Source organism: Stenotrophomonas sp. Marseille-Q5258, from assembly GCF_946900935.1.
Classification (GTDB): Bacteria; Pseudomonadota; Gammaproteobacteria; order Xanthomonadales; family Xanthomonadaceae; genus Stenotrophomonas; species Stenotrophomonas nematodicola.
Genome location: NZ_CAMPPN010000009.1, coordinates 156,818 through 172,898, shown reverse-complemented (window position 1 = coordinate 172,898; position 16,081 = coordinate 156,818). Strand labels below are relative to the sequence as shown.

Sequence of the window (16,081 nt, the reverse complement as noted above, 5' to 3'; positions counted from 1 at the left end):
GCGACCCGGTGGTCAGCCGTGAAGGAGGCGCGGGCGGGCTTGCAGTGTTGCCACCGGCCTCAGCGCCCCTTGTCGTAGACCAACTGCTCCACGTCATATCCAAACTGCGTGGCCATATACGTGTTGATCGGCCCCATCCCTTGGATCAGCATCGTGCCATCCGGCCTGCCGCAGCGGTTGGCGACGTTCTTCATGCCGTAGATCAGCGCCGCTTCGCGGCCGCGCGTGGGTGTCGGTGCGGGATCAGGCGTCCACCACGGAAAACGATGCAGCGGCCTGTTGCTGGGCACATCGTGCTGCCAGCAGACAAAGGTCAGGCTCTCCTTGCCGCTGGCATCGTAGGTGTAGACACGATAACTGGCGTAGCCGCTTCTGGTGGGTGTGACCTTGAGTACGCCGCTTTCGGCATAGCGCCGGAGGTCTTCTGGATAGACCTTGAGTGCCCGGCCACCGGAGTAGATCACCTGGACCAGCTTTCCCTCGGCGTTGTAGGTCTCCTGGCGACTGAGTTCCACCGAACGCCATTGACGAAGCCGAGGCGTGCGACTGTTTCCATCGAAGAATTCGATGACATTCAAACCGCTTTGGTGCGGGTAGCGTCGCACACGCGGGTACTTGTCGAGGGTGGCGAAGTGGTCATCAACGACGGACAGCGGAACCGGCTGCGGGAAGTCGTACCTCAGCTTTCTGTTCGGATCGCGCAACAATTCCTTGTACGGCGGCTGCGCGTCATAGGCCGCGAGCCCCATGTTCTCTGCGTACAGCCGGGTGATCCCCTTCTTGTTCGTGAAGATGAAGTGCACGGACGACCGCTCGCGCTGAGGAACATGGACGTTGGACCATGCGGTGCCCCCTCCGGACCACTCGCCCTGCTTCGACGCATCGCGTTGGCTAGTCCTTGGGGAGACGTCGCTTCCTCGCGAGACCCTGAGTTCTGACAGCAATTTGCCGTCGGCATAATAGCGATAAGAAGTGCTATCCACCTCCCCGGTTTGAAGCCCGGCACATTGCGCGCCCGGCACATTGACCAACGACTCGAACATCCCTCCCGTGGTCCAGATCAACTGCCCTTGGGCGTTGTACCGCGCGCAGAACGTCAGGCGGTCGATCATCAGCTCTTTGGGGTAGCGCTGGCGGAGTGCGTTCACATCCTCGGTCTCCTGCACCCTGGCCTCGACCAGATGCCCGCCCTGATCGTAGAAGTACGCATCCACACGTGCCATATAGTAGTACGGGGTCAGTTTGGCCAGGATCGGGTTCCGCTCCTGGCCTGCCCAGCGGCGATACGGAACGGCCCGCACCTTGTTGTCTCTGTCACGACGCAGGTCCGGCGTGCCATCTCGGTGCGCGTAGTTCAAGGGTTGGTAGACCCGGCTTTCCCAACGTTCAGTTCGGCACACGCGCTTCCCACCCTTGCCATCGGGCTCCAGATACACCACTTGACCATCGGTGAAACCAAGCTTGCCCTCTTTCAGATCCACCACTGCCGGACGCAGGGCGGGAACTCGCAGATCGCCCTCGCCATAGATCTGCGGCCCCAAGAGGGAGACCCACTGGCCCGTAGTGCCTGTGAACATAAGGCTCACACCGGCGACGGGCGACACGAGCAGATCGGCACGGTCCGAGCAGTTGGCAGCGGCCTGTGCAGACAGCACCAACGTGAGCAGCGCAGCGGTCGCCAATCGGCGTGCAATGCTCATCCTTGCTTCCTGCCGTTGCGGGTCGATAGAACCGAGGCCATGTGGGTTCCTTTAGTGTGCAGACCGGTGTGGGTGGGGGCAGCAGCGATCAGTTGGCTGGGCAACGCGGATGCCGGGTCATCCATGCCGTGGCCCCATTCCAAGGGCATGCTTACCCAGAAGCCTCTGACTGCTGGCCGGCTGTCTCCATCACCTTCACGAAGACGAGCCAACCCCTTGGCAACATTGTGACACCCCACTACCGTGGTGACATCGCCCTCCATCACGCTTGGAGCGGCCATGTAGGCCGGCTGGAGATCCGGCGGCTGCGCGTGAACGTAGCGTTCCACTGCCTTCTTCTCTTCATTCCATCCAGCAGATGGAAACCCCTCGAGCACCGAATCGTAGCGGGGCATGGCATCGGTTGGCACGTTCCTGAACACCTCTTCGTAGAGCGCAGCGTTGTCGTCTGCCAGCTTCTGGATTTCCGTCCAGCAAACGGGATCGGCAGGCTTGGCAAGAAATGGAGTCTCACCTTCGCGCCGGCTGATCGGAGGATGAAAAGCGCCTCCCGCTGCACGGGTGTAGCCATCAGGCTTGCCCATCTCCTCAATTTTCTCACTGGTGTCGATCGACATTCCCAGGAACTTTCTCCATAGGCGCATCCGAAGATCCCGTGCAAACGCACGCGTGCCCACCCGGATGCCATTGCCCAGATCACGCAGCGTCGCCTCGCCATCGACGATGACCGCCGCAATTTCCGTGTCGCCATTACCCAGCAGACTTCGGTCATTGCAGTTGGCGCTGCCGATGATGGCCACCGCATCATCCACGATCAGCAGCTTGGAGTGTACGTAGCACTGTTCGGTCACCAGGTAGAGCGGCGGATTCGCCTCGCTGCCGCCTGCGGTTCGGGGGCCCGTGGTGTACAGGTCATGGTTGGTGTCCTTGAGCACGCCATAGCTGCGCAGGTTCAGGACAGTCAGATAGGCCTTCCACCCACCTTGGCGGAGTTCCGCACGCAGATCCTCCTCGCTCACACTGACATCGCGGATACCCAGGCGCCTGGCGGCCAGCGTCCGGCAGATCCGCCGGATCAGGCTGTCCTGCCCTCGCAGCAGGGTCTGCTGCACCCAGTACTGCTGTTTGACTACTGCGCCGTCGGTCACGCTGCCTTCGGGGTGTACCGGCAAGGTGATGTAGACATGGAAGCCCGTCCCGCTGCGGATCGCCTTGGCGATACGGGTAGCGATCACTTCGACCAGTGGGTTGCTCGCCGCCGATGGCACACCCGCCTTGAAGGCGAGCATGTCCGCCACCGGCGTACCGGGCAGCGCAGCGTCCACCGGCCCGCCCACCACACCCAGCCCCCGCGTGATCCGCCGTGCCTTGGTCTCTTCCTCCTCCGTGGACGGACCGCGCCGACTATCGCGAATGCGCCTGTCCAGCGGGCGTCCGGGCTCGACATCGGAGAAGCCGCAGCCTGAGATCAGGAACTGCGTCTCCAGATAGACAAACGCCCTGGCCGATGCGATGCAACTGAGCATCGCGTCCTGGATGGAGTGCATGGGTTGATCGCGCTCCCAATAGGGCGTCAGATTGCTGCCGTCGTCCAGGTCCAGGCCGTACCTGCGGCAGGCCCTGCGCTCCATGTCGTGCAATGCGGTGCCAGACGAGCGCACGATCTGCACGCTGACTCCACCGGCGGTGCCAGGACGGCACAGGTCTCCGAAGAGCGCCTGGGCACCCCCCATGCGCTGCAACCAAGCATCACCCAGGGGCGTCAGCTCCAGGCCGCGCCCCAGGGACGTCTGCCTTGGTACCGCCTTCCCGTGCTCCGCCGCCCAATCGATGCCCGCATTGATGCCCCCCACCGCTGCCCGGCCCCCGCCCCTTGCGCCACGCTGGTTCTGCCACAGCATGGCGTTCCAGCGATGCATGAAGTTGCGACAGATATCAAAGACTGCCGGCCCCTCAATGCAGGCATGCACGTCCTGCCACGGCATGCGCGGCTGGCGACCGCTGTCCAGCAGTGCCTGGGTGCGGTCTACGTCGGTCGCCAGCCAGGTGCGAAGGTCGTCCCACTTCTTTCTGGCACTGGCGAGCTTCTCCAGCGCTTTGGCCTTGGCCTTCTCGATGTCCGCGTCCATCTGGGATGGATCGCCGGGGTAGATCATCATCCGATCCAGCCCCTTCACGAAACGCCGGTGGTAACGCGTGAGCATCGCAGACTTCCCTGCGATCCAGTCCTCCAGATCCTTGGCGTGAATGGCCGTGAATGCGTCCACAATGTCCGACGCTGCCTCAAGGGTAGCTGTGACATCGCCGTTCCCGGCCTGGTCCACGGTGCGGTTGCCGGCGGCAATCACCTCACGATAGCGGTGCCGGGCCTGGTCCAGATCGATCCTGATGGCATTGAGAACCCCGCCCACCGTCCGCACGACGGTGATCATCTCGGAGATGCCTTTGACGTCCGCCATTTCCTGAAGCACTGAGATGATCGCGTCGCTGAGTACCTGCTTGCCCTTTTCCTCCAGCAGTGGCGTGATGGCGGCCTTGTCGGCATAGTCGAGAAGTTCCGACAGCGCCGCGCCCTCGTCCCATTGCTGTTTCATGCGATCAACGGCAATCGCCAGTCCGGGCAGGTACGCGGCAGCGAAGCCAGGACGGACCCTGCCGCACGCCTCCAGACTGTCGTCGATCCGGTCTCGGGTGAGATCGACCTCCAGGGTCGTCATGCCGCGCGAACGCGACAGGCTGTTGTTGTAGTGATCGTTGAGCACATGCAGCGCCGGATTGCAGACCACATCAAAGTTGCCGTCGTCCCAGCGGCCGTGCGCGATATCCAACCCACCAAGGAAGCCGATCTCTCCATCCACCACGAGAATCTTCTGGTGATGCGAGAAGGCGATGTTGAACGCATCGGCGCGACCGGTGGCCGGGTTCTGCAGACCTACTTCGATGTTGCCCGGGGTATTGTCGTCGCGCATTTTGTACAGCGCGATACGGGCCTCGTTCTCGTGCGTGTACGCGGCCGCCTCGATGCTGTCATAGAGCAGTACGCGCACGTCCACACCGCGATGATTGATGGCGTCGAACAGCAGTTCACTCAGCCGCCCGTCTCCGCCCCCTCCGCGCTCGGTCATCTCCGTATCGATGTTCAACTGCCAGTCGGCAATGAAGATGAACTTGTTCGCCCCTCGGATGGCCTCTGCCATCGCATGCATGGCAGAACAGCCATCGGTGAAGGACTGCACGGCATTGCCGTGCCGCACCGGTGCGAACTGCCGCTCTGCCGGCGCGTAGTAGTCCCCGCTGGACGTGCCCTGCTGACCGTTCCGGCACGTCAGCGCAGTGTGCGCGACGGTACGGGTATGGGTATGGGTGCCATCTGCCATGATCAACCTCTCCTTGCGCCGTCCGCGCCTGGTGTTCAGCCCGGGCAGGAACTGCCCCCGTCGTACCGACTGCTTCTGCTGTCCCCCGCTTCAAAAACGGTGGTGGACGCGGGCCAGACCGACAGGGACCGGCTCGCGTTCCACTTCCGCACGCGACATCTCCGCCTTGCGGCCGAACTGACTGCCGCTGTATTCGTCGACCTGTGCCGGCCGCCGGGACAGCCTGTTGCGTCCGGCGTACCGCGACGAGTCGCGGCGCGGTTCATGCAGTGGATGAGCGCGTGATGGCTGCAGCGCCCGAGCGTGCAGTTCAGCGGCTATCGCGCGAAGGAGCCTAGCGGCGTGTTGCCGGGGATGTCGTGCTGCCAGCAGATGACGGCTGCGGACTGCCTGCCCTTTTTCATCGCAATCGCAGGCATTGCAGCGGTCGTCGCCGCTGTAGGTCGCATGATCCTGCTGCCACGACGGGGTGTCGTCATCGGCCAGGGCAGACCCGGACATGCGCGGATTCGACGGCACGCTGCCGTCTCGGCAGAAGACCGGGATCGGGATCGTCGCCGTACGCGGCCCAGCCGCGCTGCAGGGGACGCGTCTGGCAGGAGAATCTCCTGACGGGCCATTGCGGCCTTCGGCGTCTCACCTCTTTCGGGCGTGCTGCGGGCATCCACTGCGTCGTGGCCAAGGACGCCTACGAGGGTCATCAAGCAGCAGCGTTCAACCTGGTCACGAGGCCTCGTGATGCCGGCCAGGCAGGGCACGCCGGTGCCTGCCCTCAGAGGGAAGGCACCGGCGTGTGCGAGCATGTGCACAAGGAGTCACGCGTACTCAGGTCCTACGCAGTCGCCTCACCGCAGCTGATCGTAGCTCAGCGTTTCCACGTCATATCCGTAAGGGACTGCCCGTATGGTGCCGCTCTCGTCTCGACGCAGGCCAGGCGTGCCGTCTGGCCGCGGACGCTCCATCGGACTGCAGGCACGGCTCTCCCATTGTTCCAGTCGGCACACACGCTGACCACCGTTGCCATCTCGCGGGCGAAGCGAGGAGATCGGCGCGGTCCGAGCAGGCCGCGCCGGCCCGCGCCGAGGTAGCCCAAAGTGCCACCACCAGCAGACCCAGCACACCGGGCTTCACGCTCACAGCTGATGCACACCAAGCCATCTCGTCTCCGGTGCGGGTCGATGTGCCTGCGATGCCTTACCGCACCTCGTCGTAGCTCAGCTTCTCCACGTCGTAGCCGTACTGCTTGGCCATGTACGCATTGATCTGCGCCAGCCCCTGGATCAGCATCTTTCCGTCCGGCGTGCCGCAGCGGTTGGCGACGTTCTTCATGCCGTAGATCAGGGCATCTTCCTTGCTGCGCTTGGGCGTGGGATCGGGCGTCCACCACGGGAAGTGACGCAACGGCCTGTTGCTCGGCACATCGTGCTGCCAGCAGACGAAGACGAGGCGCTCCCTGCCCGTGGCGTCGTAGTCGTAGACGCGATAGCTGGCGTAGCCGCTGGTGGTGGGCGTGACCTTCAGCACGCCGCTTTCGGCGTAGCGCTTGAGATCTTCCCTGGCAACTTCCTGCGGCATGCCCCCGTAGTGGATCACCCGGGTCAGTTTGCCGTCCGCGCCATACATCTCCTGGCGGTTCAGGTCGGCACCGCGCCATTGACGCTGGCGCGGTGCGCGGCGGTTGGCATCGAAGAACTCCATTACCGTGGAACCGCTGCGATGCGGGTAGGTGCGGATGCGCGGGTATCTGTCGAGCGAGGCGAACTGATCGTCGATGACCGAGAGCGGGACAGGCTGGGTCGGGAAGTCATATGCCAGCTTGGCGCTGCCATCCGTGCTGCGCTGCTCGTAAGGCGGCTGGGCATCGAAGGTGGCAAATCCCATGTCATGCGTGGCGAACGTGTAGATGCCCTGCTTCGGAATGAAATTGAACAGTGCCTCCTGGCGCCTGGCGTCCTTGTCTTTCAGCCACGCGTTGCCCTGCCCTCGACCGCGCGCGCTCGGCGGCTGCGACGCCGTGTCGTCGTCCGCCTGCCCGGGACCCGGGGTGCGAAGCTGCGACAGCAGCGTACCGTCGGGATAATAGGCATACGTGGTCATCGCCGCCGTGTCCGGCGCGACCTGGCTGCACTGGAAACCCGGCTGGACGCTCACTGCCTCGCTCGGGCCGCTGGCCATCGTCATCCGCCCCTGCGCGTCGTAGCGGGCACAGAAGGTCAACCGGTCAGCCACCACCGAGCGCGCGGCGTGATTGCTGGCCACCGTGATTTCCGGCGTCTCATGCATGCGCGCCTCGACCAGGTGCCCACCCGCGTCGTAGAAGAAGGCATCGACGCGGGTCATGAAGTAGTGGGGAGTCAGTTTGGCCAGGATCGGATTTCGCTGCTGCCCGGGCATGGGACGCGAGGAAGCCGCCTGCACCTTGCCGGCCGGGTCGCGACGCAGACCGGGTTTTCCATCCGGTTGCGCGCGCTCCAGGGGGCTGTACACCCGGCTTTCCCATTGCTCCAGCCGGCACACGCGCCGGCCGCCCTTGTCGTCCGATTCCAGATAGACCACCTGGCCCTCGGCCGGACCGAACCGGCCCGCCGGGAGCCTGGCGGCGGACGGCACCAATGCCGGCTGCCGCAGACGGCCGTCTTCCTGGATCTGGCCGTGCTGCAGCGCTACCCGCGCGGCGGCGCCGTCGTTGAACACCAGGGTCACACCTGCGACGGGCGACGCCAGCGGGTCGGTCCGGTCCGTACAGGCGGCCGTCGCCTGGAACGCCACCGCTCCCAGTGCGATCGACACCGCCCCCGTCACGCAGCGCCTGAATCTCATACCTGCTCCGTGCCCGTCTTGATCGGGTTGACCGATGCCATGCGTGTTCCTTCGTCGTTGATGCCACGGTGCGGCGGCACGGCGGCGATGATCTGGTTGGGCATTGCGGCGGCCGGGTCGTCCATGTTGTGCCCCCACTCCAGCGGCATGGTCACCCAGAACCCCTGTACCGCGTTTACACCATCACGCAGTCGCGCAAGGCCCTTGCTGACATTGTGACGCCCCACGGTCCGGGTTACCTCGCCGTCCATCACACTTGGCACCGACATGTAGCCGGCCTGCAGATCTGACGGCTGGGCGTAGATGTAGCGCCGGACCTTCTCCCGCTTCTCGTCCATGCCGGCCGTGGCGAAACCCTGGAACACCGCATCGTAGGTGCCCATGCTGTTGCGCGGCACGTTCTGGAACACCTCCTCGAACGCCGCCGCATTGGCGTCGGCAAGCTTCTGGATGGCGGTCCAGCACGCACGGCTGGCCGGCTGTTCGATGAAGGATACGTCGCCCTTACTCGGCAGGATCGGCGGGTGATAGGCGCTCCCCGCCGCATTGGTGTAGCCCAGGTCCTTGGCGACGCGCCCCAGCACAGGGCCGGTCTCGATGGACTTGCCCAGGAACTTCTTCCAGAGCCGCAGACGCAGGTCGCGGGCGAACGTGCGCGTCACCACCATCGCGCCATTGCCCAGATTGCGCACCCTGTTCTCCGTGTCCACGATGACGGCCGCGATCTCGGTGTCGCCAGTGCCTTCCAGGCTGCGGTCATTGCAGTTGGCACTGCCGATGATCGCCACCGCATCGTCGACGATCAGCAGTTTGGAGTGCACGTAGCACTGTTCGGTGACCAGATAGAGCGGCGGATTCGCGTTGCTGCCCTCGGCGGTTGGCGGTGCGCTGCGGTAATTGTCGTGGTTGGTGTCCTTCAACACGCCATAGCTGCGCAGGTTGAGGATCGTCAGGTAGTCCTTCCAGCCACCTTCGGCGACCGCTGCCCGCAGATCGGCTTCGCTCACGCTCTCGCGGCGGATCTTCAGTTTGCGTGCCACCAGCGCGCGCGCGATCTGCCGGATGAGGCTGTCGCGACCCCGCAGCAGGCTCTGCTGCACCCAGTACTGCTGCTTGAGCACCGCGCCATCGAACAGACTGCCTTCCGGGTGAACCGGCAAGGTCACGTAGACGTGGAAGTCCTGGCCGCAGCCGATCGCCTTGATGATGCGCGACGCCAGGGTGGCGACCAGTTTGTTGTGCGCGGCGGACGGCTGACCCTGCCGGAATTCACGGATGTCCTTGATCGCGTTGCCGGCGCCAAGCCGATCGGCGACGCCCTGGGTGGCGCCCAGTCCGCGGTCGGCGATCTTGGCCTTCTTGTCCTGCGCCGGCGTCAATTCGCCGCGACGGCCGCCGGTGATGATGGTGTCCAGCTTTCGCCCGGGTTCGGCATCGGAGAAGCCGCAGTCTGAAATCAGGAATTGGGTCTCCACATAGACATAGGCCTGCGCAGATTCGATGCAGTTGAGCATCGCATCCTGGATGGAGCGCATGGGCTGGTTCCGGTCCCAGTAGGGGCTCAACCCGGCATCATTCATGTCCAGGCCGTGCTCCCTGCAGGCGTCGCGTTCCATCGTATGCAGCGCCGTACCGGACGAGCGGACCACCTGCACGGTGATGCCACCCGCGGTGCCGCGTCGCGATACGTCGCCGAACAGTGCCTGCCGCCCACCCATCGCCTCCAGCCATTTCCCCGACAGCGGCGTCAGTTCGCGACCGCGTGCCAACGAGACCTGTTCGGGAATGGCGGCACCGATGCTGTTGGCCGTTCGGATGCCCGCATTGGTGGCGTCGCGGATCTTCTGGCCCGCCGCCCGGTCGCCGCGCTGGTTCTGCCAGACCATCGCGTTCCAGCGGTGCATGAAATTGCGGCAGATGTCGAACACGGCCGGACCTTCCAGCCGGGCGTGCACATCCTGCCAGGGCATGCGCGCGTGGCGTCCTGGATCCAGCAGCATCTGCGCGCGGTCGATGGGCTCGTTGAGCCACTTCTCGAACGCCAGGAACGCATCCTTGGCCTTCTGCAGGGCGTCCAGCGCAGCCGCCTTGAGCTTGTCCACGTCTTTGCCGATTTCAGACGGATCATCGATGTAGTCACCCGCCCGGTCGATCACCTTGCCACCGGTCTCGCGGACGGCCTCGACGGTCGCCTTCAGCTCATCCCAGCGCGCCATGAAGCCCTTGGCCTGGATGTCGACGAAGGCCTTGGCCGCATTCAAGGCATGGTCAGCCGCGCCGCTGACATTGCCCTTGCCCAGTTCGTCGTAGCTGCGGTTGCCGGAGGCGAGGACCTCCGAGTATTTCAGGTCGGCCTGCGCCAGGCTTTTCTGGATGCCCTCCAGCAGGGTGCCCAGGGTCTGGACCAGGCTGGTGGCGGTGGAGTAACCCGGAATGACCAGGCCGCGGATCTTCTCGGTCACCGCATGTTCGGCGGCGTCGGGAATGCCGGCCTTGTCGGCGTAGTCGAGGATTTCCGCCAGGGCGGCCCCCTTCTCCCACTGCTCCTTGAGCAGGTCCATCGCTGTGGCCATGTTGGGCAGATAGGCCGCCGCAAACCCCGGGCGCTTGCGCCCGGCGGCGTCGGGGCCGGTATCCATGATGTCGCGGGTGAGCTCCCACTCGTCCTGGGTCATGCCGCGCGCCTTTGTCACGCTGTTGTTGTAGTGATCGTTGATGACATGCAGCGCCGGGTCGCAGACCACGTCGAAGTTGCCATCGTCCCAGCGGCCATGCGCGACGTCCAGACCGCCGACGAAACCGATCCTGCCGTCGATCACCAGGATCTTCTGGTGGTGCGAGAACGCAATATTGAACGCGTCGGAGCGGCCGGTGGCCGGGTTGTGCAGGCCCACTTCGATGTTGCCCGGGGTGTTTTCATCGCGCATCTTGTACAGCGCGGTCCGGGCTTCGTTTTCATGGGTGTAGGCGGCCGCCTCGATGCTGTCGTAGAGCAGCACGCGCACGTCCACGCCACGCAGGTTGATGGCGTCGAACAGCAGTTCGCTGAGGCGCCCGCGGTGCTGGCTCTCTCCGCGCCCGGTCAGCTCGGTATCGAAGTTCATCTGCCAGTCGGCGATGAAGATGAATTTCTTCGCGCCGCGGATGGCCTCGGCCATCGCATGCATGGCCGAACGGCCGTCGGTATAGGACTGCACGGCATTGCCATGCCTTACCGGTGCGAACTGCCGATCTGGCGGCGCATAGTAATCACCGCTGGACGTGCTCTGCTGGCCGGTCTGGCAGGTCAGCGCGTTGCGCGCGACGGTGCTGGTGTTGGTCCCATCGGCCATGACTCAGATCTCCTTGCGCTGCTTGGGCGCAGCAGTCAAACGGGACTGGAACTCGTACTCGACCCGATGGCGGATGGCGCGCAGCGCGTCGCTGTCGGGCAGCAGCTGGAGATCCTTGCTGTAGTTGTTGGCATCCAGGGTTTCCACCATCTCGCGGACACCCGGGCCGGTACTGAACTGACGCATCTGCAGCGGGATCGCGTCGATGCCGTGCACCAGATACAGGCGCCCCGGGAAGCGGGCCACCGCATCCCAGACCGCCTTGCAGTCGGCATCGTCCAACGTGACCTTGCCGTCGCCGTCGGCGCTGCCCTCCTTGAGCACCTCCACCCACTCGTCGGCGTCCACCGCGTGCAGGTTGTCGGGGGTGTCGGTGGCGGCCTGCCGGGTGCGCACGATCTTCCACGGCTGGCCGGCCAGCGCCACGCCCTGTGGACCGGGAATATCCTGCAGACGGAAGGCGAAGGTCGGCATCACCTCGGGCGATTCGCTGCGCGGCATGGTTGGCAGCGGATAGGTCAGGTTGGTCGGGCCAACGAACGACTTGCTGCCGGCATGGACGGTGATGGTGCCCGGACAGGTGACCGTGAGGTTGCCGCCTTCCAGGGTGATGCTGGCGCCGCCAGCGGTGGCCACGTGCAACGTGGTCGGTGCTGCCAGCTCGACGGCGGCGGACGCGCTGGCCATGCGCAGGCCGGCCCGCGACTGCACCAGTATCCGGTTGTCCTGGGCCTGCACGACCAGCTCGCCCAGGCCACTGACCACGCTGAGGCTGTTGCCGGTTGGCGTGCCCATCGTGGCGGCCAGTGCGCCAAGCGCCTGGCCACCGTGCAGGCGTGCGCTGCCCTGCACGATGCCTTCGGACGCCAGGCCGCTGGCCAGGGTGAGGACCTCGCCAACCGCCCAGTGCAGGCTCTGCCCGGCGACCTGGGCGATGCCGGCGCTGGCCGACAGGCCCAGCGTGGGCTCACCGGTATGCGGCAGCCGCCCGGGGCCGGCATCGCTGGCGAATGCCGGCGCATCGGTGCGGCCGGTGTCGAAGGCGTCGCCGCCCACGGTGGTGCGGGTGCTGCGCAGCAGCTGCGCCAGCGGCGCCGGTTCGTCGCCCTGCCCCGCCACGCCGGCATGGCTGGCCAGCACCACGCTGCGATGCGTCCTGGCGGCCTGGTCCTGCGCCTTGCCCAGGTCGCGCAGCTGGGTCAGCAGGGCGGCCTGCGCCGCCGCTTCGCCGGCCGGCGCCTGTGCCGAACGCGATTGCGCGGTGAGCCACAGGCCGGCGCGCGCACGCACCGCGCCCCAGGCATCGGTGCGCAGTTCGTTGCCTTCGCCGCGCAGACTGCCGCGGAAGTTGTCGGCCTGGTGGATCAGATGGCCGAGGTTGAGCTGGGAGCTGGCGTGGGTGGTGGCCAGTTGCAGCCGCAGCTGGCCATCGCTGTCGTCGAATACCAGTCGCGAATGGCCTTCGCCATGCCACTCGCGCGACTGAATGCCCCACAGCGCGGCGGCGTTGCGGTGCGCGTCGTCCCCCTTGCCCATCGCATGCCAGGCCGGCGCGTGGCCACCGGCCAGGTTGCCCTGCGCGCTGGGACGGGTGTCGCCTGCCTGCGCATAGGCCGCAAGATCAGAGGACGCCGAAGCGCCGGCCGGGGTCGGGGCAACGCCGGCTTCGCCGCGGCCGTTGTAGAGCGCACCGACCACCAGCGGCCGGTCGATGTCACCTTCGAGGAAGGCCACCAGCACCTCCTGCCCCACGCGTGGCAGGAACTGGCTGCCAACGCCCGGGCCGGCGTAGCGCTGCGCCACGCGCAGCCAGGCACTGCCGTCGTCGCCGCTGCCCGGGGACTGGAAATGGAAGCGCACTTTGATCCGGCCGAGCGTGTCGCAGGACACCTCGCCGGTGTCGCTGCCGTCGGCCGCGATCACGCGCGCGGTCTGGTAACCCGGCGCGATGGGACGGGGATTCAGGCGCAGACCGGTGCCATCCTCGCGCGCCGGGCGCCACGGCTGGCCACGATCCACGCCGTCGAACGCATTGGCGTAGCCGAGCGATTCGGCGCGGGCCTGGAGGCGGGCAAAGCGCTCTGCATCGGTGCCGCTCGACGCCGGCATCGGCTCACCCAGGCGCTGCTGCAGTGCCTCGCGCGTGGCGGTGGGAAAATTGTTGCTGCCCTGATGCAGCACGCGGGTCACCAGCACGGACGGGGTACCGCCACGGTCGGCCATCGGCCACTGGCGCACGCCGAACCACGTCCCCGTGCGCAGGCTGGGCGCGGTGCTGCTGCCCAGCCAGGACGCCCCACGCGATTCGTGCGCCTGCGCGGCGAGGCGGCTGTAGTGCTCGGCCGCGGCGCGGCCGGCGAAGGCGTAGGCGCCCACCGGGGCATAGTCTTCCAGTGCGGTGCCGTCCTGCTGCGCCGCCAGCACCGGGGTCTGCCCCTGGCGGGCCTGGCGCGACACGTAGTCGTCGCTGGCCAGCACCAGCCGGGTCACCCCGACACGCTGGGTACGGCCCAATGCCAGCACGCTGTCGGTGGCCTCGGTGGCATCACTGCGGTGGAAGCGCAGCCCACCGTCACGCTCGGCAGTGGCGTCCTGCGCCTGCGCGCCGCTGTCGGCGAACACCACCAGCGCGTGGCCGGCCGGAGCACCTTCGTCCTCCTCGATGCGCCAGCCCAGCCCTTCCTCGGCCAGCAGGCGCTGCATGAAGTCCAGGTCCGACTCGCGGTACTGCACGCAGTAGCTGCGCGCCGGCACTGCCGCCAGGAAGTCCCCCACTTCATCGCTGACCCGCCAGGCGGCATGCGCGCTGTACGGCTCGATCACGCTCTGCAGGATCTCCAGTACCGTGCGTTCCTGGAACACCCGGCTGTGCCGCCCCTGGCCCATCGCCCAGGTCCAGGGCACCAGACACAGGCGATACCGGGCCAGGCCACCATCGGCGGCGATGCAGGCCGCTTCGCGGACCACGCCGCTGCGCACCGCGTCGTGGCCACCGGTCTGCCGCGAGCGCAGCGTGGCCGTTGTGCCCAGCCAGCCATCCAGATCCAGATCGGCATCGGTGGCGAGGACATCGACCCACCATTCGAAGCCGTCCGACAACTGCTCGTGACCCCACCAGCGCTCCACCAGCAGCGGCGCGCCGGCGGCCAGCGCCAGGCGATGCGGACGGCTTTCCCCGTCCATTCCTGCCACGCCCGTCAGCGAGGAAAACACTGCGACTGCATCCTGCATCGTACCCGTCCATTCGCGGCCATCCGGCCGACTCATTGGTCCCGAAACCAACGTGCACCACGGCGGTCCGGTTCGTGGACTGCCATCGTGCACCTCCATGTCCTGCGAACAGCGTCGCACCCGGGATGGCCCACGCACCCCCTGTGCGATGAGCGCATCCGGCGACCGGTCTGCCCGGCGCAAGAATATCGCAGATGGCCGCCCCGCACGGGTTCCGGTGAAACCCTTAGTGCAATTCTTACGCCAACGTCAGAAATCCCTGACGCGAATCCGCCTCACGCGCGGGGCTGTACTGGTCATTTCCTGACCACCCGGCCACATGCCCTGCGGCACAAGGCGCTTGCCATGCTATCCACAGGTTGATCGCCTCCAGGTCCACATCCTGTGTGGACAACCGGCGACGCGACCGGCGGTTTTTTCACCACCGCTGTTTCCGCCTGCCCGCACAAGGGCTGCCAATGGATATCCACAGCTTTGCCAACGAGACCTCCACACCCGGTGTGGACAACCGGCGGCGCTGGCAGGCACCCGGAGCGCGCGCTACTCTGTAGCCCCTTTCCCTGCCCGCGGCCCGGTCCCTGGATCGAGGGCCGCCAGACGCAATGACCGCACTGTCCCAACGCGATTTCACCCTGGCCCCGGAGAACAACGAGCAGCTCGCGAACCTGGCCGGCCCCTTCGATGAGCACCTGCGCCAGATCGAGCTCAAGCTCGGCGTGGAGATCGCCAACCGGGGGCATGTGTTCCGCATCACCGGCCCGAAGGCCGTCGTCGAGGAGGCGCAGACGCTCATCGAGGCGCTGTTTGCCGAAGCGGCCGAGGTCAGCTTCGATGCGCATGCCATCCACCTGCGCCTGAACCGGGCCAACGTGGAGCACGTGGTGGAGCGCGCGTACGAGGCCCAGGACGTGGCGATCAAGGTCAAGCGCGGCACCGTGCGCGGGCGGGGCGCCAACCAGGCGCGCTACCTGCACCAGATCACCACCCACGACATCAATTTCGGGATCGGCCCGGCCGGCACCGGCAAGACCTTCCTGGCCGTGGCCAGTGCGGTGGAGGCGCTCAACGAATCGCGCGTGCAGCGGTTGATCCTGGTGCGCCCGGCGGTCGAGGCCGGCGAGAAGCTGGGCTTCCTGCCCGGCGACCTCAGCCAGAAGGTCGACCCCTATCTGCGCCCGCTGTACGACGCCCTGTACGAAATGCTCGGCGTGGAAAAGGTGCTCAAGCTGCTGGAAAAGAACATCATCGAAATCGCGCCGCTGGCCTACATGCGCGGACGCACGCTCAACGACGCATTCGTGATCCTGGATGAAGCACAGAACACCACCGTGGAGCAGATGAAGATGTTCCTGACCCGGCTGGGCTTCGGCTCCACTGCGGTGGTCACCGGCGACCTTACCCAGACCGACCTGCCCAAGCACGTGAAGTCCGGTCTGCGCGACGCGATCGAGGTGCTGCGCGACGTGGAAGGGGTGAGCTTCACCTTCTTCGAGGCGCGTGACGTGGTGCGCCATCCGCTGGTGGCGCGCATCGTCAGCGCCTATGATCGCCGCGACCTGCAGCAGGTGAAACCGGGCGCGGAGTAGCCGCAGACCCGCTCTATCGCCGCGCGCACAGGGAG

General features: G+C 66.1%; 7 protein-coding genes. 1 reads left to right on the top strand and 6 read right to left on the bottom strand.

The genetic code is table 11. The features are described 5' to 3' along the window. Positions 1-59: 59 nt before the first annotated feature. The 6 genes from OC534_RS07580 to OC534_RS07555 all read right to left on the bottom strand — a co-directional run bounded on the left by OC534_RS07580 (position 60) and on the right by OC534_RS07555 (position 14,460). Positions 60-1,700: a hypothetical protein gene (locus OC534_RS07580; RefSeq protein ID WP_262071637.1), complete on the bottom strand. Its 1,641-nt coding sequence runs from the start codon at positions 1,698-1,700 to the stop codon at positions 60-62. After that, a complete protein-coding gene (locus OC534_RS07575) occupies positions 1,697-5,077 on the bottom strand; it encodes a phospholipase D-like domain-containing protein (RefSeq protein ID WP_262071636.1) in 3,381 nt (1,126 codons plus the stop codon). The genes OC534_RS07580 and OC534_RS07575 overlap by 4 nt, the downstream gene beginning before the upstream one ends. A gap of 90 nt (positions 5,078-5,167) precedes the next feature. Continuing rightward, positions 5,168-5,578 (bottom strand): hypothetical protein, encoded by a 411-nt coding sequence (locus OC534_RS07570; protein WP_136007018.1) that lies wholly within the window; start codon positions 5,576-5,578, stop codon positions 5,168-5,170. Between the two features lie 693 nt (positions 5,579-6,271). Continuing rightward, the gene (locus OC534_RS07565) at positions 6,272-7,897 is read right to left on the bottom strand and encodes a hypothetical protein (RefSeq protein WP_262071635.1); all 1,626 of its coding nucleotides are present in this window, start codon (positions 7,895-7,897) and stop codon (positions 6,272-6,274) included. Beyond that, complete coding sequence (locus OC534_RS07560) at positions 7,894-11,229, bottom strand: phospholipase D-like domain-containing protein (protein ID WP_136004173.1); 3,336 nt, start codon at positions 11,227-11,229, stop codon at positions 7,894-7,896. Before OC534_RS07560 ends, OC534_RS07565 begins: the two co-directional genes overlap by 4 nt. Positions 11,230-11,232: 3 nt before the next feature. Next, positions 11,233-14,460 carry a type VI secretion system Vgr family protein gene (locus tag OC534_RS07555; RefSeq protein WP_262071634.1) on the bottom strand — a complete coding sequence of 1,076 codons (3,228 nt, stop codon included), beginning with the start codon at positions 14,458-14,460 and terminating at the stop codon, positions 11,233-11,235. A 602-nt stretch (positions 14,461-15,062) separates the two neighbouring features. Between OC534_RS07555 and OC534_RS07550 the strand changes: the two genes are divergently transcribed. Beyond that, a complete protein-coding gene (locus OC534_RS07550; RefSeq protein WP_017357083.1) occupies positions 15,063-16,046 on the top strand; it encodes a PhoH family protein in 984 nt (327 codons plus the stop codon). Positions 16,047-16,081 lie beyond the last annotated feature (35 nt).

What these genes read in the sequence shown, in the direction of transcription:
- OC534_RS07550 (WP_017357083.1), top strand. Translation starts at nt 15,063, where the DNA reads ATGACCGCACTGTCCCAACGCGATTTCACCCTGGCCCCGGAGAACAAC.
- OC534_RS07555 (WP_262071634.1), bottom strand. Translation starts at nt 14,460, where the DNA reads ATGCAGGATGCAGTCGCAGTGTTTTCCTCGCTGACGGGCGTGGCAGGA.
- OC534_RS07575 (WP_262071636.1), bottom strand. Translation starts at nt 5,077, where the DNA reads ATGGCAGATGGCACCCATACCCATACCCGTACCGTCGCGCACACTGCG.
- OC534_RS07565 (WP_262071635.1), bottom strand. Translation starts at nt 7,897, where the DNA reads ATGAGATTCAGGCGCTGCGTGACGGGGGCGGTGTCGATCGCACTGGGA.
- OC534_RS07560 (WP_136004173.1), bottom strand. Translation starts at nt 11,229, where the DNA reads ATGGCCGATGGGACCAACACCAGCACCGTCGCGCGCAACGCGCTGACC.
- OC534_RS07580 (WP_262071637.1), bottom strand. Translation starts at nt 1,700, where the DNA reads ATGAGCATTGCACGCCGATTGGCGACCGCTGCGCTGCTCACGTTGGTG.
- OC534_RS07570 (WP_136007018.1), bottom strand. Translation starts at nt 5,578, where the DNA reads ATGTCCGGGTCTGCCCTGGCCGATGACGACACCCCGTCGTGGCAGCAG.